Genomic DNA, 25,516 nt, shown 5'->3' on the forward strand with positions numbered 1-25,516 from the left:
GTATTGTCCTGAGCATATTGTAACATCTTATAAACAGAACCAATCAGAAATCTGCAATCGGACTGTTGTCCATTCGCTTTAGACGGGTACTGAATATGACAACATTTTTATAATGAACTTTGGTTTATGTTAAAATAAGGCTATACAAAATGGTTTTCACCACTTCATTTTTCGGAAAGGGATTGTCATCATGGAACTATTTATCGCCGTGCTTGTTTTGCTGGTACTGATCGGTTTATCGAATATTTTGAACCGGTTTGTACCCTTTATCCCCGTTCCGTTGATTCAGATTGTTCTCGGTGTAGCCATTGCATTATTACCTGCGGGTGTACATCTGCCACTGAATCCGGAATTATTTTTCGTGCTCTTTATCGCTCCGTTGTTGTACAACGACGGTAAGCGAACACCGAGGCACGAGCTGTGGAATTTAAGAGCGCCCATCCTTTTGTTAGCTCTGGGCCTTGTATTTGTCACGGTTGTTGTGGCTGGATACGCTATTCATTGGCTCATTCCAACTATCCCGCTTCCTGCGGCTTTTGCACTTGCGGCAATTTTGTCCCCCACAGATGCTGTGGCTGTAGGTGCCATGGCAGGACGGGTGCATTTACCCAAGAGCATACATAGGCTTCTTGAGGGAGAAGCATTGATGAATGATGCATCCGGTCTGGTTGCATTCAAGTTTGCGATTGCCGCAACGGTTACAGGGGTATTTTCCCTTGCCCAGGCGTCGTTTAGTTTTATACTTATCGCCATTGGCGGGTTGTTGATCGGTGCCTTGTTATCGTTCCTGTTGATCCGATTGGGTGTCTGGATTCGCCGTTTGGGTATGGAAGATGTCACCATTCATATGTTATTGCAAATTTTAACTCCCTTCGTCATTTATCTAGTAAGTGAAGAGGTAGGTGTTTCCGGCATTCTTGCGGTCGTCGCCGGCGGCATCATTCATGCTATTGAGCGTGACCGGACCGAGTCTGTGCAACTGAAGATGCAGGTGGTATCTGCCAGTACCTGGTCTGTCATTTTATTTATTTTGAACGGATTAGTCTTTGTCATTCTGGGGGTACAGATCCCGGATGTGCTGAGTACTATCTTCGAGAATGTCTCGTTTGATAACCTTCAAGTGCTTGGCTATGTGGGCCTCATTTCAGTGCTATTGTTGGTGCTTCGTTTTGTCTGGATCTATCTGTTCTGGAAAGGGAATGAAAATTCAGGTGAGGAATTGTCGAGCGGTAAGCCCCGGCTGAAAGAAATTACGATTATTACTCTTTCGGGTGTGAGAGGGGCTGTAACACTGGCAGGGGCATTCTCCATTCCTTATGTTCTTCAGGACGGGTCTCCTTTTCCTGAAAGGGATCTGATTATATTCTTGGCGGCAGGTGTGATTCTGTTCACTCTGATTGCTGCAAGTGTGTTCCTTCCTATTCTTGCGAAGAACGAAGAAAAAGCGGAGGAGGGCACACCGCAAACGACGGAACGAAAAGCACAGGGCATTATGCTGAATGCTGCCATTCGTGCAGTGAAGTCGGAAATGAATGATGAGAACAAAGCTGCTGCACTTGCGGTTGTTTCCGATCTGTCGAAATACATCAGGCAGGCGGCCGGCGAGCTTACTGCCGGTAAGCGCAAGGATATTTTGAAACAGGAAACAGCAATTAATCTCATCGGTACACGAGCTGAACGCAAGGAAATTGAGAATATGATGGATGAAAATGTAATTGCTTCGGAAGCCGCCTTTAAATGTAACAGCTGGCTGGATCGTAAGGAAATGATGCTTGCGAATCGTACAAATACCCAGATGATGTTCTCGCTCAGTGAAATCGGACGAGTGTTTGGACATGTGTTTACAAATCGTTCTAAGAAGCCGGATCAGCCATTTATGCTTGAAAATGCGGATCTGTTCCGTCAAGTGAAGATGCGTACCTCTGAAGCAGCGATTAAGGCGATTCGTGCTCATATGAACGATAGTAACCGGATTGTCGCTTTGTCGGTTATCTCCAGATATGAACGGGTTATTGCCAAATTGCGGACCTGGAATCAGGGCAAAACCGAAGACCCATTTGATCAGGAAAAGCTGGAGTTGCAAATGGTGGCGATTCAGGAACAGCGAAATACCATACAGCAGTTATACGAAAATGGTGAAATCAACCGTGATGTGGCTGCTAAACTTCGTCGATTCATCAATGATGTGGAAGCTACTGCGTTGAAAAACACTTAATCCGATAAACCCGATATTTTAAATATGCTTAAGCCTCTGATATAATATAATTTGAGTTACCAACGTGCAGAAAAGGAGATGGATGAGAATGGCAGAACAACGTACTCGTTTGGGTAAAACTGATCTGATTGTTAACCCGATTGGATTGGGGGCAAATGCAGTAGGAGGGCATAACATCTATCCGAATATGCTAAATGATGAGACAGGCAAAGAGGTCGTTCGTACGGCTTTGAAACAGGGCATTAACTTTTTGGATACTGCTTTCATCTATGGACCTGAGCATTCAGAACGGTTAATTGGTGAAGTGCTGAAAGAGACGGGTCAGCGCCAAGATACGATCATAGCTACGAAAGCAGCACATAAATTTGTGGATGGCAAGGTAGTTTTTGATAACTCGCCTGCTTTTCTCATAACCTCTGTAGATGAGGCTTTGCAACGCCTTCAGACCGATTATATCGACTTGTTCTATATTCATTTCCCGGACGAACATACACCTAAGGATGAAGCTGTAGGTGCGCTGAAACGTTTGAAGGACGAAGGTAAAATTCGTGCCATCGGAGTTTCCAACTTCTCCATTGATCAGCTGCGTGAGGCGAATCGGGATGGAGATGTGGATGTACTGCAGTCTGAGTATAATTTGTTCAAAAGAGAAGCGGAGAAGGAATTACTGCCATATACGGCAGAGCATAATATTTCTTTTGTACCTTACTTCCCTCTGGCAGCAGGTTTGTTGGGAGGCAAATATAATCGTGATACAACCTTCCAGGATGGCCGGGCCAAGAACCCGTTATTCACCGGGGAAGCCTTTATTCAGAATCTGGACAAGGTGGAACAACTACGCAGCATTGCACAGTCCAAGGATGCTGAGGTCGCACATCTCGTTCTGGCTTGGTACCTGACTCAGCCGTCCATTGATGCGCTCATTCCTGGTGCCAAGAAACCGGAGCAGGTCATCAACAATCTGAAAACACTGGATGTTGAACTTACAGCTGAGGAAATTGCAGTCATTGATCAAATATTTCGTTAATTAGTTCTAATGAATCGGGAAATGCTAACAGGGAGTTTACGTTTGAAGATAAAGAGAGGACATAAACATGAACCTGAAGGCAGCCCGATACATCGGATTGTGTACGCTGGTTTTTTTGCTTGGTAGCAGTTCTGCCTACGCCAAACCTGTACAGAAGAATCGACAGTATTATGAGGAACGGGGAGAGATTGTGTGGGAGGTTCCCACACATGATAAACTCATCGCACTGACCTTTGATGATGGACCTGATCCGGTCCAGACACCGCAGATTTTGGCTTTGCTCGAGCAATATCAGGCCAAAGGCACTTTTTTTGTGCTTGGCAAATGGGCGGAAAAGTTTCCTGATCTGATTAAACGGGAGCAGCGGGAAGGACATGAAATCGCCAATCATACGTATGCACATACGTACGCGGTCAGGTCAACAAGGGCGGATAAGTACAGCCATGAAATGAACATAGCGGAGAAATCCATTGTTGGAGCAGGGGCGCATCGTCCCACGTTGTTTAGACCCCCGGGAGGCTATTACAATGACATGGTCATTCAGGTCGCCAAGCAGCAAGGCTATACGATTGTGCTATGGTCCTGGCATCAGGACACACGTGATTGGGCTTCACCAGGCGTATCAGCCATTGTGAACAAAGTGCTGAAGAACGCACGTAACGGGGATATTGTTCTGTTTCATGACAAGGTGGAGGGCAAGTCCCAAACGGTTGCCGCGTTAAAAACGATTCTGCCTAAATTGCAGGAGCAAGGTTATCGCTTTGTAACCGTATCGGAATTGCTTGCCGTTAAGGCGAGAGAGGCTGCCAAGGATGACAATTCATCCTTACCTCAGCATCCATAGTGCAAGCCAAAAACCGCAGGTCTCTGGATTGAAGAGACTTGCGGTTTTTTTATTGTTTCATTTTATCTGAGCAAAGCTTGCATATCTGTTCTGTGATATAGGGTTATATAGGGGGATAGGGTTGCCAAGGACATTTTAGCGTTCAGGCTTGACTTTGCGAGGACGGGAACGAGCCCGCCGCAGGAACAACGACAGAAACAGGCCAATGATCGAAATCCAGGTCGCTACAATGAAAGCATCATTAATGCCTTCAATGGTTGAAGTCTGAACAGCGATACCATATAGCTGCTGTAACGCAAGGCTTGAACCTTGTTCAGGCGGCATTCCAGCCGCAGTTGCCATTTGCGTGCCGAGTATACCCACTTGTTCCGTCAGGGCCACATTGGTTGTGGTCACGGTGTTGCTGTAATCCGCCAAATGAATGCCTGCACGTGTCGCCATTACGGTGATGAGCAGGGCTGTCCCAATTGAACCTGCGACCTGTCTGACCGTATTGGACATGGCCGTACCATGACTGGTGAGATGAGGCGGCAATTGGTTTAACCCCTCTGTCTGTACAGACATCATCAGCATGGACATGCCGAAGCTGCGGAATGTATATAGCATCATGATGTGACCATAGGGCGTCTCTCCCGTCAACTTGCTAAACTCGAAGGTGGAGATGGCGGTAATGATCAAACCGACAATGGCGAGGGGGCGAGAGCCGATTCTGTCAAACAGCGCTCCTGAAATGGGAGACATGACGCCCATTAGCAATGCACCAGGCAGCAGCAGCAAGCCGGATTGCAGGGGAGAGAATCCCCTTATATTTTGCAGATAGATCGGTAACAGCAGCATTCCACCAAAGAGTGCCATGTTAATCGTTGCACTGACCAGCGTCGAGATAGTGAAAATGTCGTATTTGAATACACGAAATTCCAGCAGAGGGTTCTTCATGGCCGTTTCTCTGAGGACAAAGAAAACGATGAAGAGTACTCCGATAATCAGTGTCAACAGCACAGTTGCACTGGTCCAGCCTTTATCTCCGGCAGAGCTGAATCCATATAACAGAAAGCCGAAACCGATGGTGGAGAATAATGCTCCAAAACCATCAAATTTCGGTGATGTAAGTTTGGACACATTCTTGAGCCAAATGAAGGCAAACAAAATATCCAGTAAGGCAAGCGGGATGACCATATAGAACAGAATGCGCCATGTATAATGTTCCACAATCCATCCAGATAAGGTCGGGCCAATGGCCGGAGCAAACATCATGGCAATGCCCATCGTGCCCATGGCAGTTCCCCGTTTCTCAGGAGGGAAAACAGTCAGAAACACGTTCATAACCAAAGGCATAATAATACCAGCCCCACTGGCTTGTACGATACGACCGATAAGCATGACCGTGAATCCAGGACTGATGGCACAGATCAACGAACCTAACGTAAACAACAGCATCGCAGTCACGAATAATTTGCGGGTTCCGAACGATTCGATCAAGTAGGCGGTAATCGGAATGAGTACCCCATTCACCAGCAAATAGGCTGTGGACAGCCACTGCACGGTCGTTGCTGATACGTTAAAGTCATTCATCAGATGGGGGATGGCTACATTGAGCAAAGTTTGGTTCAGAATGGCGATAAAGGCGCCGAGCAGCAGGACAGCGATGGTTTTTCCAAGAGGTACTTGATTATCCATCGGCAGCCTTAGATATGAACGCGCACGGTAGCGCTCATGCCGGGAACCACACCCAGTCCTTTATATCCTTCGATTGTAATGATAATCGGGATGACTTGTGTTACTTTGGTGTAATTCGCATTCGTATTGGACGACGGCAGCAGTGAAAAAGAGGAAGCGGTGGCAAGTCCGATCTGGTCTACCTTGCCTGTCAACGTGGTGTCTGGAAAAGCATCGATATATACATCGACGATCTGACCCGCTTTAATCTTATCAATCGCGGTCTCGTCCACATTGGCTGTCACGTAAAGGTTATTGAAATCATAGGCCCGTGCGAGAGGCGAACCGGCAGATACTAGTGAATTTTCGACGGCTGTCTGTTGTACAATGGTGCCATCAACAGGCATCGTCACAGAGGTTGATTTTCCCGCAGCGGTTACGGTGGCTACAGTATCCCCCGCATTAAATGTTGTACCTACCTTGCCTTTCCAGGATCGAAGTTCACCGCCTACTGCGGAAGCTACGGAGATAGGCTGCCCGGTAACAAGTGCATTGTCAGTTTTAACGTAGCTGGTGGATTGGTTGTAATAGTAGATTCCGGCCGCTCCGGCTCCCAAAATCACCAGTATAACAATGATATTGATCAAAATGGCACGTGAATTCATGCTGATCATTCCTCCTTAATTCGGTTTTCTGTAAACCTTCTCTTCAATTGGTGCTGAAAGTCTTCTGCTGACAATCCTGTTTGGAGCATTCCCGCTACTTTGTCGCTCTATACGAAACAAGGTGAAATATTATTCGCAGAATAGGGCACCAATATATTGATTAAAGCTGCCTACAGGCGGATGATAAGGAGGATGCTCATATGTTGATTATTTTGGCGGTAATCGTTGTTATTGGGGTTGTGTTTCTGATGATTTATAACTCCAGATCGTCTCGCAAGGCTGCAGAAGCACGAGCTTCCAAGATAGCAGAGGTGGATGAAGGGCCTGTCCTGTTGCATGAAGAAGATCAAACTCTGAACGAAGACCGGATATACGAACAGGCGGATCATACAGAGGTATTAGAACATGAAAACCACAGCCGAACGGAAATCCACGAGATGGATTCCACATCGGAAGTGGCTCCTTCACCTCAGAAAAGAGAGACGCAGACTACAGACGGTGATCAAGCTTATCGTCAAGCATTGCTTCATTTCCGTAAACCTGCCGAAGTGGAAGAGGAAGAGGTGCTGACGGAGACAAAAGAACCTGAAAAGAGTGCCGATGAAGTCTATCGATCAGCTCTGAAAGTGATGAAAAGCAAATCCTCTGAGCCCTCTTCGAAGCGGAAATGACTGGTCAATTATGTTTTTGAACATTGAACATGGCTTTCGTTTTCAATCCAAAACGTCTACAATAGATGAAGCTTTGTGAATTATGGCTACATGACATGGAAAACGTTGAAGAGGAGAGGGAAACCCATGAACGGACAACAACGAGTAAATATCAAACCGGGTCTTGAAGTGGATATCGTGCTCAAGCAGGATCAGCCTACAGGCAAACTGACACGCGGCATCGTGAAGGATTTGTTGACCAAATCGCCTACACACCCGCATGGGATTAAAGTGCGTTTGACCAGTGGACAGGTAGGTCGTGTCAAACAAGTCGTTACAGGAGCCTCGGAATGAACCAGTGCCAGAGGTTGTGAGATGATTACAACAACGGATGTAATGACACATCTAGCCTCGGGTAACGAGCGTCAGCAGGATGCATATAGGGTGCTGCAATCCAGTGGATTGATGAGCATATTGGCTGCCTACCAGCCTTATCCGGCTGGAACAGTGCCGATTGATATTGATATTCCCGGAAGTGATCTTGATCTATTATGTGAGGCAGCGGACCTCGAGGCGTTCGAAACCTTCGTGCACCGACAATTGGGCGGTATGCAGGGTTTTCGATGCGACCGGGGAGATGGCCGTGCTGGCCAGCGTCCTTATGTGACCTGTTGTGTGAATATCGGAAACTGGCCTATAGAGATCTTCGCTCAGTCCCTATCAGTACGCAGGCAAAATGCTTATATTCACATGCTGGTAGAGTGGGAATTATTGCAACTCTGGGGTGCAGCAGGACATCGGGAGATTCGCAAACTGAAGCTGGAAGGCTGGAAGACGGAGCCTGCATTCGCTGCGGTCCTGGGACTTCAGGGAGACCCTTATGAGGAAATGCTTCATCTGGCCGCGATGAGCAAGGATGAGCTTTGGCGATGGGCCCGCTTGCGTACGTCTTTTCAGTTCGAATAGCATGTTTACGCAATCAGATTAGAAAGATAGCCACAATGGTAGTAACAGTTAACCCCAGCAGTACCGGTTTTAGATTACGGCGTGCCAGTTCAAATGGGCTGACTCCGCAAATGGCAGCGGCTGGAATTAAGGCCCATGGAATTAAGGTCCCACCGCCTACCCATATGGCGGCGACCTGACCCAGTGCCGTCAATACGGGTGCGGAATCTGCCGAGCCTGCAAACATGGACGCAATGGAGCCGACGAGAGATATTCCTGAGAAACCCGAACCATCCATTCCCGTGACCGCTCCGGTCACAGTCATCGTTATAGCACCCACCGTATTATTCAGTGGCACTAGCCCTGCAAGAGCAACCCCTAAATCATTCACAATACCGTGTGATCCAGCAGGCAGCGGGTTGTTGAACAACTCTGTAATCGCAGCATCCCCAAGATAAAAGAAAGCGGCAATTGGTATGACAGGACCAAACACCTTGAACCCGAACTGAAATCCTTCGATTAAATAGTTTGTTGTTTCTTCCGGACCTGTATGGCGATGCGCGGCAAGAGATACGGCAATCAGAATGAGCACGGCTGTTCCACCAATTAACGCCGTGGCATCACCGCCTTGCAGTTGAAGTAAAAACATCAGAATGACATCGACTAAGAATAATAACGGGATGATTAGAGCGAAGGCCTTTTGCAGACGCGGCGGTATTGGTTGACGTTGAACGGTTGGTTCCTCGGAGAGCGGTGCAGAGTCTGACGAAGGAGGATTGACGGTTACTGCTTCACCAGAGATCGGATCACTAAGTTTAACGGGGGAACCTGACTTCATCTCTTTGCGGAGCATCCAGAATGCCGTTATAGTAGACACCGTTCCCATCACTATGACAAGCGGGATACTTGCAGTCATAACTGAGGTAACGGGAAGTCCTGCTGCATCAGCTGTCAGTTTGGGTGCCCCTTGGATAATGTAATCCCCTGATAAGGCAATTCCATGACCGAACAGATTCATGGCAATGGCAGCGCCGATGGGAGGAAGTCCGACTCGTACAGCTACCGGAAGAAGTACAGCCCCAACCAGGGCAACGGCAGGAGAGGGCCAGAAAAACAGTGATACGATCATCATAATGAATCCAATTCCCCAATAGGCGACCTGTGGAGAACGGATGAACCGGGTGAGCGGTGTAACCATGACTTCATTGATCCCTGTCCGAATTAACACCCGGCTCATTGCAACAATGATCGAGATGATAAAAATGGTGCTGAGCAGCTCTTTGGCTGCGTAGATAAAGCTGTTGAAGATTCCGGAAACCGATCCGCTTAATGTTTCAGTCGCCAGGAGTCCAATGGTCATGATACCTGCGACACAAATGATGGTTGTGTCTCTACGCCGTACCATGACGGCGATAATCAAGACGATAAATGCCAGATATACATAATGCAATGGGACGAGTTGAATATTCATCGGACATGCCTCCTTACATCCCTGGTGTCAATCCAAGGAGTGATATATCGTATGCATGTCATCACCGGGCGTTCGTGGAGTATGGAGAAGGATTTTTTTTACAGATGGAGAACTAATTAGAGCATGGGCCCTCGAACACGTACTAAAGCCAAGAATCGCAAGTCACCAGAATTGACATTGACAGGTCACGGAACCACATAGACAGATGCAGAAAGTATGACTACAATAAACATGCCATTATAAGGAAGAAGATGGAAGAAACGCAGAGGTATAGCATCAGAACACGGAAGAAATCGTTTGATATTGATAGCGGTTACAATAAAGTGTAACAGAACTGAAATCCAGATTAGACAAAAGGGCGGGAATTCATGAACTTCATCCGTTCACTGCGCTTTAAGTTTATTGTGGGTCTGACATTGATCATGCTGCCACTATTCATGCTGTTATATTACAACAACGTATACGCCATGAAAGTGGTACGTGACCAAGTGTCTCTCACTAATATGAATCATCTTGCAAAAAGTGTGGAGCAGAACGAGCGTGTGCTGCAGGAGACCAATCGTTATTTATACAGTCTGGGCGAGCGAGACCCGGACATTATCTCTCTGTTTTTTCTCAAATACGGCAGCGGCGATTATATTATTGCGAAACAGCGTATTATGAACAAATTCATGACCGATATCGGATTTTATAATCTGATCGATTCATTTTTTCTGTACGATGCTGTAAATGACGATCTGTTACTCGCTACCTCAGGCAATTATGATGTCAAAATGTCGATTGTGCAGGAGAGCATGCCGGTCCAAATGCAGCAGCTGGAGGGGGAGATCCAGAAGCCGGAGTGGAGCATCGTTCGGGGAGGCACATGGAATGCCTTGGTCAAAACGGTGCGGATCAACGCCCAGTTCTATGCGGGGGCACTGGTGGATATGAATGCACTGAATCACCCCGAGCAATTCACGGAATCCGGTGACCGGGGAGGTGCAGTCATCGTGGGGGCAGATGGTGAGGCGCTGTCCGATTCAGCCCTGAACTCGGCACAAATTAAACTGGCCGCAGCCCATATCACGGGATTAAATAAGCCATACCAGGTGATCTCTGAAGTGACCTCCACAGGAAGTGCACGACAGTATCTGATGCTTGGCATTCCTTCAGCCATGTCTGAGATGAATTATATTGTCCTGCTGCCCGAAGAGGACATGATGCGAAACCTGCCATTTTTTCAGCAGATCATTCGCCTGCTTCCAATCGGGGCTGCGGTCATCCTGATCACAGCTATGATTTTTCTCAGACAGCTCCTGTTCCGTCCAATGAATGTGCTCATACGTGGAATGAGGAGGGTTAGCCGAGGAGAACTTGATGTTAGGCTTGAGACGCCGGCTTCATCTGAACTGGAGTTTGTGACGCACAGCTTCAATCAGATGACAAGTGAGATCCAGCATCTGAAGATAGATGTGTATGAGGAGCAATTACGAACGAGAGAAGCAGAGTTTAAACAATTGCAGATGCAGATCAATCCTCATTTTTACCTGAATTCATTGAATATCATTCATAGCCTGGCTTCGTTGCAAAAGCATGAGTTGGTTCAGCAGATGGCGGGTCATCTGGCAGATTATTTCAGGTTCAGCCTGCGTGCAGGCAAACGTGTCATTCGATTGGATGAAGAATTGGAACATATCAGTCATTATCTGGAAGTCCAGAAGCTGCGGTTTCCCAACAAGCTGGATTTCGTTCTGGATGTTGAACCGAATCTTGGGCATTATGTGCTGCCTCCCTTAACGATTCAGCCTTTTGTGGAGAATGCCATTATTCATGGATTTCAGCGGCGCACAGGACCTTTTGTTATTTGCATAACAGCACGGAAGTCGAAAACGTTATCTGATCCTGAACCAACTTCGGTTCTTCAACTTTCGATTACAGATAACGGTGTTGGATTTGAGCAAGAAATACTGGAGCGCCTTCAACAGGGACAATACGCCGAAGATCCGGGTGGACAGCACATTGGCATCTGGAACGTTATCCATCGGCTGCTTGTAAAGTACGGCGAACATGCCGGATTGCAATTCAGCAATCAGACTGAAGGAGGGGCAGCAGTCCATATTCATATGCCCGCCCAGACGGAAGAGGAAGAAGGGAGAGCCTATGCGGAACCTGTTAATCGTGGATGATGAAGTATACGCACTGCAAGCGATGGTGGAAGGGGTAGACTGGAGCCAGGCTGGAGTTGACCAGGTATTCAGTGCTGGTGATGCAGAAGAGGCAAGAACGGTGATGAAAGCCCATCCCATCGATATTATGATCTGTGATATTGAGATGCCGGGTGAAACGGGACTGGATCTGCAGAGCTGGGTGTTAAAGCATGATCCCGGCATGCTGACGATTTTTCTTACAGGTCATGCCCTGTTCGATTATGCCCAAACGGCAATCAAGCTGAACAGCTTCGATTATGTACTGAAGCCTGCTCCCGCAGACCAGCTGCTCAAGGTTGTGAGCCAGGCAATGGACAAAATCAAAGATGGCGAGCAGCGTTCCCGCACGAATGAAGTATATGAGACCGTGTATAAACGCTGGCAAACACATAAACCGCTGTTAACCGAGCGTTTCTGGAAAGACGCCATCTCACAGCGTGTAACCTTAACCCAGCAAAAGCTTCAGGAGCTGGCCGAGGTATATGGAGCCGAGATTGATCCACAAGTGCGCGTGTTGCCCATTGTCATATCCGTCGAAGAATGGGTGCGAGATTTCGATCTGCGTGATGAGGAGGTGCTGGAATATGCGCTCCGCAATGCTGCCAAGGAAATGCTGCTGGGTGACAAACCTGGGGAAGTGTTTCAGGACCATAGTGGGCTAAATATTGTGCTTGCATACGAACAGGACGGTATCATACCTACGGCGAGTGAGATGGAACAAGGATGTCAGAGTTATATCCAGGAGTGCAGCACCTACTTTTATTGCCGGTTGTCCTGTTACGTCGGAGTTCCGGTTGCTGTTACAGATTTACAGGGGATGCTGAATGAGCTGATGGACATGGAGCGTCGCAACATCAACGAGCTTGAGGGGGTCTTCATCTATGACGAGGTGGGCCGAGATACGGAGGATCGCTTTCTGCCAATACCGTGGTTTTCCGAGCTGTCCATCCTGTTCGAAACGGGAAAGTTTGACGACCTGCGCGAGCGTGTGGATGAAATCTTTGAATTACTGGCTGCACAGGAGCGTTTGTCACCCGAAATTTTGCGTTTGTATTATCATGCGATGCTGCATGTAATCTATCCGTTGCTTCATCAGAAAAATGTATCTGTACGCAGCCTGTATCCCGGAGAACGGGAGCCGGAAGAAAACGTTGTAACACGTTCGTTGCCCCAGCTGAAGCAGTGGACATTAGACCTGATCAGCCGTGCCATCCCGGTATTGTACCCGGACGATCACAGTCCAATGACGATTGTGGACCAGTTATGCATTTACATTGAAAATCATATTGGTGAAGAGCTGATGCGAGAAGAACTTGCATCCTTTGCCGGATTTAATCCGGCCTATCTATCCCGCTTGTTTCGTAAAGAAAAGGGCATGTCGCTTTCCGAATTCATTCTCCAGCGCAGAGTAGCCAAAGCGAAGACCTTATTGTCCCAGTCTACCGTGAAGGTGACGGATATCGCAGGCAAGGTCGGATATTACAATTACTCTCATTTTACGAAAATGTTCAAAAAGTGCACGGGCATTACCCCACAGGAGTTTCGCAAACAGTCGCGAACGGTACAGATTTGACGCAGCGTGCTGCGTCTTTTGTTTTTTTTGTGTTTTTGTGCTCTAAAGTCATAATTTGATAAGTGAACTGGTCACCACAGCAGATAGTGGACCTGAACGCCCCGCCGTATACTTGAACCACAGGAGACACAGCGGTGTTTCATCCTGAGGATGAAATTCAAGAGGAGTGAGGGAGATCAAGTTATGAAGACACAACCCCAGGTGGGTAAGGGAGCACATCTAGCGGATGGAAGGGACATACCGGATATATCAGCTCGAAAACGAAAGTCTGTCCTGTACAATCTAGGGAAATTCAAGGTTTTGTATCTCATGTTTCTGCCAGGCATTTTGTTTCTGCTGGTAAACAACTACATGCCGATGTTCGGCGTTCTGATTGCATTCAAAAATGTAAACTATGCCGACGGTATTTGGGGCAGTCCCTGGAGCGGCTGGGATAATTTCAAGTATTTATTCTCCACCAGCGATGCTTGGGAGATCACACGTAATACGCTCGCATATAACACCGTATTTATTGCGCTGAATTTATTTGTAGGTGTAGGACTTGCGATATTGTTGAATGAAGTGAAAAACAAGGCAATGTCCAAATTGTATCAGTCACTCATGCTGCTTCCGTATTTTCTGTCGATGATCGTAGTCAGCTATCTGGTGCTCGCGTTTCTCGGCAAGGATTCGGGTTTCATGAACTCGACGATTCTTCAGCTCTTTGGCGGACAACCAATTGATTGGTATTCAGAGCCCAAGTATTGGCCGTACATTTTGCCGCTGGTGAATACATGGAAAAATATCGGTTATTATGCCGTCATTTATCTGGCAGCGGTGGTAGGTATCGATGAGGAGTACTATGAAGCAGCTGTGCTGGATGGCGCGAGCAAGTGGCATCAGATTCGCTTCATTACCGTTCCGTTTCTCGTACCGCTAATCGTGATTATGACTTTGCTGCAGATCGGTCGTATTTTCTACGCGGATTTCAGTCTGTTCTACCAGGTTCCGCTGGAATCGGGCGCATTGTTCCCGGTCACGAACGTTCTGGATACGTATGTGTACCGAACCTTCCTTATTGGGGGCGATATCGGGATGTCCTCGGCAGCCGGGCTGTATCAGGCTGTGGTCGGATTTGTACTTGTACTCGTATCCAATACCATCGTAAGGAGAATGGACAAAGATAATGCATTATTTTGAGAGGAGGCAAGCCAGCTGTGAAATCACGTGATCCATTAGCCGTGTCGCGGCGTTCCGCGTCTATCATACACGCTATGTTTATATTCTATGCCATTGCCTGCATCGTGCCGATCCTGCTTGTCTTCGCGATCTCCTTCTCGGACGAAACGACGGTTATTGCGAATGGGTATAAGCTGATTCCGGAGAAGTTTAGCCTGACTGCCTATGAGTTTCTGTTCAAGGACATGGATCAGATCATCCATTCCTATGGCATTTCAATTATCGTAACCGTGATAGGTACAATAACGAGTGTAGCACTGACGGCATTGTACGCGTACCCGCTTTCCCGAAGAGATTTGCCGTATCGAGGTTGGTTCGCCTTTTTCATCTTTTTCACCATGCTGTTCAATGGCGGTCTGGTCCCTTGGTACCTCGTCTATGTCAACGTACTGGATTTGAAAAACTCGATTCTGGCACTAATCATGCCGCTGCTGTTGTCACCGTTCTTCGTGCTGGTCATGCGTACATTCTTCGCTAACTCCATTCCGGTATCGATTCTTGAATCGGCACGGATTGATGGAGCGGGTGAATTGAGAACGTTTACACGTATCGTGCTTCCGCTCTCCCTTCCGGTGATGGCGACCGTTGCGCTGTTCAGCACATTGAATTACTGGAACGATTGGTATCTCAGCATGATTTTTATATCTGATAACCGGACGATCAGTCTTCAGTACCTTATGTACCGGACGCTGCTCGATATTCAATATTTAACATCCAACTCCAATGTCTCTTCACAGATTTCGTCACAGGGCGGATTGTTGAATCTGCCGAATAAAACACTGCAAATGGCGATGGCTGTTGTCGGTATTGGTCCAATCGTACTGGCATATCCATTCTTCCAGCGGTATTTCATCAAAGGCCTAACAGTAGGTGCAGTGAAGGGGTAACTCCGGCCGGTTAGCGGAGAGGGTAACGGATAATCGAAGATGGACCTGAGAGGGCATATACAAAAAGCAGCGAGTACAGGCACGCCGGAGGGCCGGCAAGCGAACGGACTTTTGCAGATTGGGGAACATTGCGAATTGGGGCAATCGGTTGCAGGGTCTAACATATGACGGGAGGGGTTCATTTGATTAGAACGTTTAAGGTATGGCCGCGTTTCGCGGCAGCAGTTATGGCGCTGAGCCTGGTGCTGGCAGGTTGCTCGTCAGACAAAGGCGGTACAACAACACCGGAAGCACAGGGTGGCGGTGCAACGGAGAGTGGCGGCAAGCCCTATGAAGTGACGTTGTATTATCCAGGGACACCACAGAAAGATGTAGCTCTGGTCGAAGCCGAGATCAACAAAAAGATGGAGCCAAAGATCGGGGCAACACTCAAAATCAATGCGATCGACTGGGGTCAGTGGGATAACAAGCTGAATCTTATGATCTCTTCCGGCGAAAAATCAGACATTATTTTCACGGCGGCTTGGCAGAATTATACGGTCAATGTAGCGAAAGGTGCTTTCTTGCCACTCAATGATCTGCTTGACAAGTACGGGCAGGATATCAAGAAAAATCTCGATCCGGCCTTTCTGGAAGGTTCTCAGGTGGATGGGGTGAACTATGGCGTTCCTACCAACAAGGAATTGGCGGCGACGCGTGGTGTGCTGGTACGTAAAGATTTGGCTGACAAATACAAGCTTGATCTGACCGCAGTAAAAACGTGGGCTGACCTGGAGCCGCTGCTCAAAACGATCAAGGAAAACGAGCCGGGTGTCACCCCGTTCTATATGTCCAACACCAATGGTAACGGCCTGCTGGAAAATCTGGACTGGGATTATCTTGGTGATGCATCCGTTCCAGGCGTCATCTCCAAAACAGCGGGTACAACGACGGTATTGAACGAAGTGGAGACCCCTGAATTCAAGGAAGCTGCTGAGCTTGCACGCAAGTGGTATCAGGCTGGATACATTAACAGTGATGCAGCGACTTCCAATGTGTTCCCAAAAGATCAGGCGAAGGCAGGCAAGGCTTTCCTATGGACCGATGGCATGAAGCCGGGCAAGGATAAGGAAGAAGAAGGGTATGTCGGTTATCCACTGACCCAGATTGAGATGACACAGCCTACGATTACAACCGGGGATGCTTCCGGTGCGATGCTGGCGATCTCCCGTTCCTCTGAGCAGCCGGAGAAGGCGATGCAAGTCATTAACCTTCTGCATTCCGACAAAGAAATCAACAACCTGCTCAACTTCGGTATTGAAGGCACGCATTATGTAAAAAAAGACGGACAGGACAACATTATTACCCTCCCGGAAGGGGTGGATGCGAACAGTCGCACATACAATCCAGGCGCACAATGGCAGCTGGGCAACCAGTTCCTGAACTATCTCTGGGATAATGAAGATCCGCAGAAATGGGAAAAGTTCAAGGAGTTTAATGCCAAAGGCGTTAAGTCACCTGCACTGGGCTTTACGTTCAATAGCCAATCCGTCAAAAACGAAATTGCTGCGGTCAACAACGTGAACAAACAGTTCAAACCGGGCATGACCTCGGGTGCAGTAGATCCGAATGAGATGATCCCGAAATATCTGGAGAAACTGAAAGCCGCAGGTATTGACAAAATCATTGCAGCCAAACAAGAACAGCTCGACGCATTCCTGTCCAAAAAGTAGACTTGAGTTGCAAAACCAAAGACGTTTTCGGTTAAAAACCGGAGCGTCTTTTTTTTATTTGGATCACAAACCATAATAAGGAAAAATATGATATAATCAGGTGGTTGATTAGGGGGTGTTCGTGTGTCGAGAACCAGACTTGTGTTCTCTGCGATGTTATTGCTGTTTGGCATCATTTTTACGTTTAAGCATCACCTCGGTTTCTCTGTGGGGGACACGATGTTGTCTGCTATAGGCATGTCGCCTTATACCACATCCTACGTAAGTGGTGTTCATATCACGATATTCTTTGGAATGGGAATATTAGCGTGCAGCTACTATCTTACACGCAAAGAAATCATGCTATTATATCCGGTTTTGGCCAAACGTCTCTGGCTGATTGTTCTCGCTATCGTTCTCAGTTATTCCTACATGACGGATAAATTAATGTACGTAGCCAAATGGGGAGCTTCCGGTATCAATGGTGTTTCCTATGTCCAAAATGATAGTTCCTGTACCTATGATGTACTGGACAATGGTATTACACGAGTAAACTGTGACCTGACACTCAAAAATTACACCCGAGAGTCTGTAGCAGCTGTACTCTTGCCTGATTTGGCCGGCAGTTACAAACATCATGATGATCCGCTCTATGAATCCCTGCAGTCTGTCGAGCTCAAGCCTGTACATATAGAAATTGAGCCGTATGGAACATTTAAGGGTCAACTGGCGTTTTCCGGATTAGCTGACTCCCCGTTGCAAGTGAATGGAAAGCTAACCGATATTGTTTTGGATGTCGCCGTGGATGGAGAGAATACGGTGTTTGATTACGATATTCCATAATAGATACTGTGTTAGCAAGATAGAATGAATACATAAGAAGTGTATTTTGAATTAAAAGAAAATATCCAATATATTGTGTTTAGAAAAGAGCTGACGGTTGTCGGCTCTTTTTTGCGTGGAAGTTGCAATTAGTGCAGAAAAGTTGGTTTTGTCACCTTTATGCATCTATATGATAACGCTTACGATATATATAGAATCTCTTTAATGAGATTAAGTCAGGAGTAACAGTTGAGCTGTAAAACGGATTCGCCCAGAAAAAAAAGTTTATGTTTAACGCTTTCATCGTTAAAATTAGATTCACTGACTAATGAAGGCAAGGTGAGGTAAGAAGATGTCATACCGGACGAATCTATTTTCCAAAATGGTCATTTTAATTCTAATTATGCTTGTTCCAGTCGTCCTGCTGTACTGGTATTCCAACCATAAAACGACAGCAGTTCTACGGGATGAGCTCAATCGCTCAAACAGCAACCAACTGGAGTTTTTTCAAAATCAAGTGAATACACACATCGAGTTGTTATCCTCATGGCCGAATCTGCTCATTCATGATCCCGATATTGCGAGCTTCCGTCGGATCTACGCCGACAGTAAATATTTCGATCTGGACACGATCAATCTGGTTAAACGTATTCAGAACAAGCTGAGTATTCAGGAAAGTTCATCCAACTGGACCACGAAACTGTACCTTTATTCGCCGACGCTGGGCAGGGTCATCTCTGAACGAGATGCCGGTTATTACGATCAGCAAACGCTGCGAGGCAACATTTCATCCGGATGGAATGTTCGAAAGACTCAGGAGGGGGAAGATGATAAATTCATCTTCAGCTGGATCACCGTATCTCCCTACGGCATTAGCGATCCCGCAGCCAATGCGCAGACTGTGATCAAGCTTGAATTCGACAGTGACAACATTCGAGATATGCTGGACAAATTTAAGGACGATGGTCGCCACGACCCCTTCTATTACCGGGAAGAGACAGGGGTAATCTATAACCGAACCTCAGATCGTGCCCTGACAGGTGAGCTGATGGATAATCTGGCTATTGATAAGCTTAAAGATGTCGATAACAGGACGGTAGTCATTGACGGTGAACCTTACATGGTTAATACGGTAAAGTCCAGCACGACTGGCTGGTATCTAGTTGATTACATGCCATTATCAGCTATTCTGAAGCCGATTCATCAGTCCAACATATTATTTTATTCGGCCATGATTTGTCTGCTATTAATGAGCTTTGCTGTTGCCTATCTGTTATATGTACAGGTCCAGGTCCCTGTCAAACAGTTGATTCGTGGATTCCAACGATTGAAGCAGGAGGATTATTCAGTCCGAATTACACCCAAAGGACGCAATGAATTCAGCTTTTTGTCCGAACGATTCAACTCCATGGTGGCGCAGATTCAGCAGTTGTTCGAACACGTGTATCTGGAACAGATTCATGTGCGTGAAGCCCGGCTGAAACAGCTGCAATCGCAGATTAATCCACACTTTTTCTATAATTGTTTCTCATTCATTACGAGCATGGCCAAACTGAAGCGTGTCGATGCTGTCGTTGCTATGTCGCATAATTTGTCCCGATATTATCGCTATACAACGAGGCAGGAACGTGACGTGGTGCCGCTCACAGAGGAAATTGAGTTCGTCACCTGTTATCTGGAGATTCAGCAGATGCGCATGGACCGAATACGTTTCAAAATTGAATTATCGGAAGACATCCTGAGGCAAGAGGTACCACCTCTCATCGTACAACCACTTGTAGAGAATGCGGTTATTCACGGAATTGAAACCGATGCCGAAGCTGGGGAAATACGGGTGTCGGGAGAACAGAGAAATGGCATGATGATTCTTACCGTCGATGATGACGGGCAAGGTATGGGTGAGCTGGACAGGCATATGCTGCTTCACAAACTCACAGGAGGTATGGATCAAGAGATGGGGTGTGGGTTGTGGAACGTCAATCAGCGTCTTCAGCTCAGGTATGGGGAACAGGCGGGAATTAGCATTACGGAATCACCGCTTGGTGGGTTGCGTGTTACCTTGTCTTGGCCTGCTGCCGAGAAATCTCTTCTTGAATAGTAGGATAGAACTAGAGTGTTTAAATGACTACAGCATAAGAACGATAGATTTCATTGCATAACGAAGCGGATAGGAGTGACTGTCTTGATTGATATCTTATTGGTGGATGATGAAACGTATGTAACGGAAAGTCTGGAATTGACCATTCCCTGGGGCGAGCTCGGGGTGACGACAGTTTTGCGTGCGGCATCTGGCAAGGAAGCGTTGCGGATCTTAGAAGAGAATGCAGTGGATCTCGTGGTGACCGATATTCGAATGCCGGGCATGTCCGGGCTGGAGCTGGTTGAGGAGGTAAGCAGTCGATGGGCGCATATACGCTGTATCCTGCTGACCGGACACAGTGATTTTCAATATGCCAAAAAAGCTATCCAACTGCAGGCTGCAGATTATATTCTCAAGCCGGTGAACGATGAGGAATTCATGGCTTCGGTCTCTGCTGCCATCACGTCCCTTCGGGATGATTGGGATGAATTTGATAAATACCATCGCTTGTTATACAGCCGGAAGTCAGATTATAAAATTTTGCGGGAGAATCTGATGCATGATTTGTTATTGGGCCGCGAGATTACAGCACGAGCACTGGGTGAACAGCTTGAGAAGTATGAGATTGTGCTTCAGCCGGATCAACCGGCAGTTATGATGCTAATTCGCCTTACAGGCCGGTTCTCGGCAATGGATCAGCAATCACTGGATTTGATGGAGTTTGCGGTTGGTAATATTGCCGAAGAGGTGTTTGGTCCGCATTTCAACGTATGGTTTGGGCGAGGTCCCCATGAGAGTCTAGTCATGATTATACAGAATCAGGGCTGGACGGAGCCAGCTCAGACAAATGTGGATGAATTGAAGCAACCAGTTGGGACTTTCCGCGAGCATGTTATTCGATATCTGCAAGGCGATCTGTCCATGGTGGTGACAGCACCGTTTCAATTTGCCGATCTGACGACCGCTTATCGTAAAGGTTTAGGATCACTCGTTCTATCGGGTCCAGAGGAAAATACGATTATTTACATGGATACAGAACTGTCGAAACGACCGGAGAATGATGCGGCTCAAGCGCTTGAAGAGCTCTATAAGCCACCCGTACTGCCTCAATTGCTTGAAACCAAACAGTGGGAGGCAGCGGCACGTAAACTGAATGCCGTATTTGATGCAGCAGAACGTGTATGTCTCTCAAGAGAGCATGTATATGAGATGTATTTATCTGTAACGAATGCCTTTATGTATATCGCGCACAAGCAAGGACATCTCGTACATGAAATTGATCATGCGGGATTCGACCTGCTGCTCGCTCATCAGTTGATTCAATCACCTGACAAACTTCGCCGCTGGGCAACTGAGATGCTTGCCAAGCTGCAGGAGGAGTTATCGGATCACGAAGGAGTACAGAGCCGCAGACACGTCATCAAGCAGGTTCAGGAGATGGTAACGAGAGACGCAGGACAGGATCTGTCCGTGAAGATGATCGCAGACAAGGTGTATTTGCATCCCGTTTACTTGTCCAAGATCTACAAAGCCGAGACAGGTGAGGGGCTGGGCGATTATATGATTCGCATGCGGATGGAGCGTGCATTGTATTTGCTCAAAAACACCAACAAAAAGATATACGAGATTACGAGTGAGCTAGGGTACCAAAATCCGCAATATTTCAGCAAAATGTTCAAAAAGCATTACGGGATGACACCGAATGAATATCGGGATCAGGCATAATTTCAACATCATTCCAATATATAGGTTGCCAAAGGTGCAGAAATCTTGTTTTCGTGACATAGGCTGAAAGACCCGGCAGGCCTATAATGAAAGGGTAACCAAAATGATTGAAGGGGGAACAACATTGAGAGCGAAATCCACGAAAAAGAGATTACTGTCGCTTCTCGCAACGGCGGTGTGTCTGACCGGCGTCCTTGCAGGCTGTACAGGAGGAAATAGCGGAGGAGATAGCGAGGCATCAAGTGCGCCAGCTGTTGAAAACGAATACAAAGAAAAATATGATCCTGCAGTAACCATTACAACGGCATGGGGAATTGATCCTGAACTAAAATTCAAAAATGGCGAATCAATGGAAAATAACGTGGCAACCAAATGGGCCAAAGACAAATTTGGAATTGAAATCAAATCCTTATGGTCTGTTACGGATACGAACAACGCATTCGCGACAAAACTTCGTCTTGCGATGTCTTCCGGTCAGGAGATGCCTGATGTGGTAACGGTAGGGGACAACCTGCTTGCACAGGATCTGATTGATTCCGGCATGTATCAGGAAGCGGGTCCACTTTTCGACAAATATGCTTCCGACACTTGGAAAAAAGCGATGGAGCAGGATCCCAATGTATGGAACCAGTATAGCCGTGACGGCAAAAGAATGGGTATTCCCGTACTTGACTATGCGTACAACAATGATTATCTGCTGTGGATTCGCCAGGACTGGCTGGACAAGCTGAATCTGGAGGCGCCAAAAACAATCGATGAACTGGAAAAAGTCATGGATGCGTTCAAAAATCAAAATCCTGATGGATTAGCTCCAGACAAGGTTACTCCACTGAGCATCGGTTTCAAAACATCCATGAACACATGGATGGGTGATCCATCCTGGATCTTTGGTGCATACGGAACACTGCCATTCCAATGGAATGTAGCTGAAGATGGCAAGCTGGAGTATGGTTCCATTAACCCTGGCATGAAGCAAGGTCTGACCAAATTAAGCGAATGGCTCAAAAAAGGATATATCCCGCAGGAAGCGGCATTGTGGGATGAGAACAAAACAGCAGAGCCAGCAGTCGCAGGTACAGCCGGTATTATCCCAGGTCCATACTGGATGAGCGGATGGCCGCTTCTGGATACGGTGAAAAATGTGCCAAGTGCCGTTTGGAAACCGATTGAAATCCCGACTGGCCCAGAAGGCAAAGCGATGCGCCACGGTACACAGTTTGTTAACGGTGTCATTCTGATCAAGAAAGACATGGAGCACCCTGAAGCATTCTTCACGTATGAGAACTACCTTTTTGACAATTATGCAGATCCGGCACCGGGTAGCCCGTATGATAATGGCCTGTTTGCTAAGTATGACTATCAATTGGATGCCAATGGCAAACAAATGCCGATTGACCAAATCGAAGGCGGCTATGTGAACGTTGTACGTTATTTGCTCGTTCGTGACGGCGCTCGTATTCCGGATGCTCAGATGAAAGCCTTAATGAATCTGGCGGATGGCAAAGAGCCTGAGACGAAGCTTGAGAAGGATGTAGCCGTAAACTATGGGCCAGAAACCCCTGCTGCTGCAAAAGTATTGCTCAGTCAGGAAGAAATCTCGTTCAAAAACATGTTTACCGGTCCAACGACTGCAACGATGAAATCTAAGCTCGACTACCTGAACAAAATTGAGAATCAAGCATTCAACGAAATTATTTATGGCAAAAATCCGGTTGATGCGTTCGATACATTTGTACAAACGTGGAAATCGGGTGGCGGCGACCAAATTACACAAGAGGTCAACGAATGGTATGACAGTGTGAAAAAATAAGGATACAAGGGCGTGCAGACGAACCAAGTCTGCGCGCTTTTTTTGTCGTTATTAGAGCTTGATTTTACATTGGGGAGTTGCGGGTCAGCACTGGATGAATGACTGGAATAACAGCGAGTCCAAACTGGTTGCTTTTGTGCCATTTATATTGCTTTTATGTGCTGTTTGACCTATGCAAACGGTTGATATAATCGCTGTATAAGCCACTCAGGGAGTACTTGAGTAGGAAGAATTACAGGGGGAGCAATCATGAGAACTTTAAAACGAACTTGGCCATTTCACGTAATGCTGCTGCCAGCCATCATCTTTTTGATCATATTCAGTTATGTGCCTATGGGCGGAATTGTTATGGCATTTCAGAACTACAAACCATGGCTCGGCATCAGCGGCTCGGAGTGGGTCGGGCTAGATAATTTTAGATATTTGTTTGAACGCGAGGACAGCCTGCAAGTCATTTGGAATACACTGATTATTGCTGTGCTCAAACTCATCTTTAACTTGTTTGTCCCGTTTGTGTTCGCGATTCTGCTCAATGAGGTTCGCAAGATGGCGATCCAGCGAACGATCCAAACCTTGGTATATCTGCCTCACTTCTTGTCTTGGGTTATCCTGGGCGGGATTCTGATTGATCTGTTATCCACCGGGGGACTGGTGAACCGGGTACTGGGGACATTCGGACTTGGGCCATATTTCTTCCTTGGAGATAACAGCTGGTTTCGACCGACGATCATTCTGACGGATGTGTGGAAGGAATTCGGCTATAACATGATTGTTTTCTTGGCTGCTCTTGCCGGCATTAACCCGGCGCTGTATGAAGCAGCAGAGATTGACGGAGCGGGTCGTTGGAAGCAGACGCTGCATATTACCATCCCGTCTCTTGTACCGATGCTGATGGTGGTTGGGACACTGGCACTGGGTAACGTACTTAACGCCGGGTTCGATCAGATTTTCAATCTGTACAACCCGCTTGTATATCAAACGGGCGACATTATTGATACATTCGTTTATCGCTCGGCGCTGGAAAATGGAGAGATGGGCTTCGCGACTGCCATTGGATTATTTAAATCGGTTATCAGCATGGTCTTGATCCTTGTGTCATACAGCTTAGCCAAGAAATACGCCGGATATCGCATATTCTAATCGAATGAACAGAGAAAGAAGGGACCACGATGTATCATAAATCAACGCCTTATCGCGTGTTCAATGTCATCAATATTTGTTTTCTCATTTTGGTTGCCATTATGTGTATTGTACCGATGATTCACGTTCTGGCTGTATCCTTCAGTAACAAGGCTGCCGCAGATGCCAACCTCGTCAGCCTCTGGCCGGTAGGGTTCTCACTTGAAGCATACAAAAAAACGATGAATAATCCGATTTTCCTAAATTCTCTCTGGATTTCCTTGCTGCGGACAGTCATTGGTACGGGAATTACGTTGCTGATTACCTTTTTGGCGGCGTACCCGTTGTCGAAAGAAAATAATGAATTTAAAGGAAGAACCGTCTATTCATGGATTTTTGTTTTTAGTATGATCTTCAATGGGGGTCTCGTTCCCTTCTATATGGTCATCCAGAAGATCGGTCTGATGGATTCTTTCTGGGTGCTGGTGCTTCCTGGAGCTGTTAATACCTTCCTCGTTATTCTGATGCTAAACTTTTTCCGAGGCATTCCGAAAGAGCTTGAGGAAGCGGCGCTGATGGATGGTGCCAATCACTTCAGAACGTTGTTCAGTATCTTCCTGCCGATTTCCATGCCATCGATCGCCACGATTGCGTTGTTCAGCATGGTATTTCATTGGAACTCATGGTTTGACGGATTGCTCTACATGAACAATGCCAAGGATTATCCGCTGGCCACTTTCATGCAGACCGTAATTATCAAACGTGATATGAGTACGATGGCCATGAACCCGAAAGAGATGGAAACCATTTCTCAAACCACAGTAAGAGCGGCACAAATTTTTATCGGAAGTGCGCCAATCCTCATTGTGTATCCATTCCTGCAGCGCTTCTTTGTCAAAGGTATGACCTTGGGCTCGGTTAAAGGCTGA

General features: G+C 46.9%; 20 protein-coding genes. 17 read left to right on the forward strand and 3 right to left on the reverse strand.

The features are described from left to right. Nucleotides 1-190: 190 nt before the first annotated feature. The 3 genes from RS891_RS10500 (at nt 191) to RS891_RS10510 (ending at nt 4,086) form a co-directional block, all read left to right on the forward strand. Complete coding sequence (locus RS891_RS10500) at nt 191-2,215, forward strand: Na+/H+ antiporter (protein ID WP_315795235.1); 2,025 nt, start codon at nt 191-193, stop codon at nt 2,213-2,215. An 88-nt stretch (nt 2,216-2,303) separates the two neighbouring features. Next, on the forward strand, nt 2,304-3,242 hold the full coding sequence (locus RS891_RS10505) for an aldo/keto reductase (protein WP_113052728.1): 939 nt from the start codon (nt 2,304-2,306) through the stop codon (nt 3,240-3,242). Nucleotides 3,243-3,309: 67 nt separating this feature from the next. After that, nucleotides 3,310-4,086, forward strand: coding sequence for a polysaccharide deacetylase family protein (locus RS891_RS10510; protein ID WP_315795236.1), 777 nt, complete (start codon nt 3,310-3,312; stop codon nt 4,084-4,086). A 135-nt stretch (nt 4,087-4,221) separates the two neighbouring features. On the opposite strand, the gene RS891_RS10515 is transcribed toward RS891_RS10510, so the two are convergent. Together RS891_RS10515 and RS891_RS10520 are read right to left on the reverse strand one after the other, a co-directional pair. Further along, on the reverse strand, nt 4,222-5,763 hold the full coding sequence (locus tag RS891_RS10515) for a DHA2 family efflux MFS transporter permease subunit (protein WP_076289412.1): 1,542 nt from the start codon (nt 5,761-5,763) through the stop codon (nt 4,222-4,224). A gap of 8 nt (nt 5,764-5,771) precedes the next feature. Beyond that, nucleotides 5,772-6,407 carry a biotin/lipoyl-containing protein gene (locus RS891_RS10520; protein ID WP_113052726.1) on the reverse strand — a complete coding sequence of 212 codons (636 nt, stop codon included), beginning with the start codon at nt 6,405-6,407 and terminating at the stop codon, nt 5,772-5,774. 200 nt (nt 6,408-6,607) lie between these two features. On the opposite strand from RS891_RS10520, the gene RS891_RS10525 reads away from it, so the two are divergent. The 3 genes from RS891_RS10525 (at nt 6,608) to RS891_RS10535 (ending at nt 8,023) form a co-directional block, all read left to right on the forward strand. Then, nucleotides 6,608-7,078: a hypothetical protein gene (locus RS891_RS10525; RefSeq protein ID WP_315795237.1), complete on the forward strand. Its 471-nt coding sequence runs from the start codon at nt 6,608-6,610 to the stop codon at nt 7,076-7,078. A gap of 126 nt (nt 7,079-7,204) precedes the next feature. Beyond that, nucleotides 7,205-7,411, forward strand: coding sequence for a YwbE family protein (locus tag RS891_RS10530; protein WP_063564738.1), 207 nt, complete (start codon nt 7,205-7,207; stop codon nt 7,409-7,411). A 21-nt stretch (nt 7,412-7,432) separates the two neighbouring features. After that, on the forward strand, nt 7,433-8,023 hold the full coding sequence (locus RS891_RS10535; protein WP_113052724.1) for a DUF4269 domain-containing protein: 591 nt from the start codon (nt 7,433-7,435) through the stop codon (nt 8,021-8,023). 13 nt (nt 8,024-8,036) lie between these two features. Here RS891_RS10535 and RS891_RS10540 read toward each other — a convergent pair whose 3' ends face one another. Then, nucleotides 8,037-9,473, reverse strand: a complete 1,437-nt coding sequence (locus RS891_RS10540; protein ID WP_315795238.1) for a hypothetical protein — start codon at nt 9,471-9,473, stop codon at nt 8,037-8,039. 368 nt (nt 9,474-9,841) lie between these two features. Between RS891_RS10540 and RS891_RS10545 the strand changes: the two genes are divergently transcribed. The 11 genes from RS891_RS10545 to RS891_RS10595 all read left to right on the forward strand — a co-directional run bounded on the left by RS891_RS10545 (nt 9,842) and on the right by RS891_RS10595 (nt 25,516). Then, nucleotides 9,842-11,641: a sensor histidine kinase gene (locus RS891_RS10545; RefSeq protein WP_315795239.1), complete on the forward strand. Its 1,800-nt coding sequence runs from the start codon at nt 9,842-9,844 to the stop codon at nt 11,639-11,641. After that, on the forward strand, nt 11,616-13,235 hold the full coding sequence (locus RS891_RS10550) for a response regulator transcription factor (protein WP_181586523.1): 1,620 nt from the start codon (nt 11,616-11,618) through the stop codon (nt 13,233-13,235). The genes RS891_RS10545 and RS891_RS10550 overlap by 26 nt, the downstream gene beginning before the upstream one ends. A gap of 183 nt (nt 13,236-13,418) precedes the next feature. Next, entirely contained in the window at nt 13,419-14,414 is a 996-nt protein-coding gene (locus RS891_RS10555) for an ABC transporter permease (protein WP_181586522.1), read from the forward strand. A gap of 17 nt (nt 14,415-14,431) precedes the next feature. Beyond that, complete coding sequence (locus tag RS891_RS10560; RefSeq protein ID WP_053783705.1) at nt 14,432-15,340, forward strand: carbohydrate ABC transporter permease; 909 nt, start codon at nt 14,432-14,434, stop codon at nt 15,338-15,340. A 182-nt stretch (nt 15,341-15,522) separates the two neighbouring features. Next, nucleotides 15,523-17,052 (forward strand): ABC transporter substrate-binding protein, encoded by a 1,530-nt coding sequence (locus tag RS891_RS10565; RefSeq protein WP_315795240.1) that lies wholly within the window; start codon nt 15,523-15,525, stop codon nt 17,050-17,052. A gap of 123 nt (nt 17,053-17,175) precedes the next feature. After that, nucleotides 17,176-17,874, forward strand: coding sequence for a hypothetical protein (locus RS891_RS10570; RefSeq protein ID WP_113052719.1), 699 nt, complete (start codon nt 17,176-17,178; stop codon nt 17,872-17,874). A gap of 331 nt (nt 17,875-18,205) precedes the next feature. After that, nucleotides 18,206-19,951, forward strand: coding sequence for a sensor histidine kinase (locus RS891_RS10575; protein ID WP_315795241.1), 1,746 nt, complete (start codon nt 18,206-18,208; stop codon nt 19,949-19,951). Between the two features lie 84 nt (nt 19,952-20,035). After that, nucleotides 20,036-21,658: a response regulator gene (locus tag RS891_RS10580; protein WP_315795242.1), complete on the forward strand. Its 1,623-nt coding sequence runs from the start codon at nt 20,036-20,038 to the stop codon at nt 21,656-21,658. A gap of 103 nt (nt 21,659-21,761) precedes the next feature. Then, nucleotides 21,762-23,468 (forward strand): type 2 periplasmic-binding domain-containing protein, encoded by a 1,707-nt coding sequence (locus RS891_RS10585; protein WP_376033083.1) that lies wholly within the window; start codon nt 21,762-21,764, stop codon nt 23,466-23,468. Nucleotides 23,469-23,717: 249 nt separating this feature from the next. Then, nucleotides 23,718-24,608, forward strand: coding sequence for an ABC transporter permease (locus tag RS891_RS10590; protein WP_062321959.1), 891 nt, complete (start codon nt 23,718-23,720; stop codon nt 24,606-24,608). A gap of 29 nt (nt 24,609-24,637) precedes the next feature. Next, nucleotides 24,638-25,516, forward strand: a complete 879-nt coding sequence (locus RS891_RS10595; protein ID WP_062321957.1) for a carbohydrate ABC transporter permease — start codon at nt 24,638-24,640, stop codon at nt 25,514-25,516.

The organism is Paenibacillus sp. BIC5C1, assembly GCF_032399705.1.
Taxonomy (GTDB): domain Bacteria; phylum Bacillota; class Bacilli; order Paenibacillales; family Paenibacillaceae; genus Paenibacillus; species Paenibacillus taichungensis_A.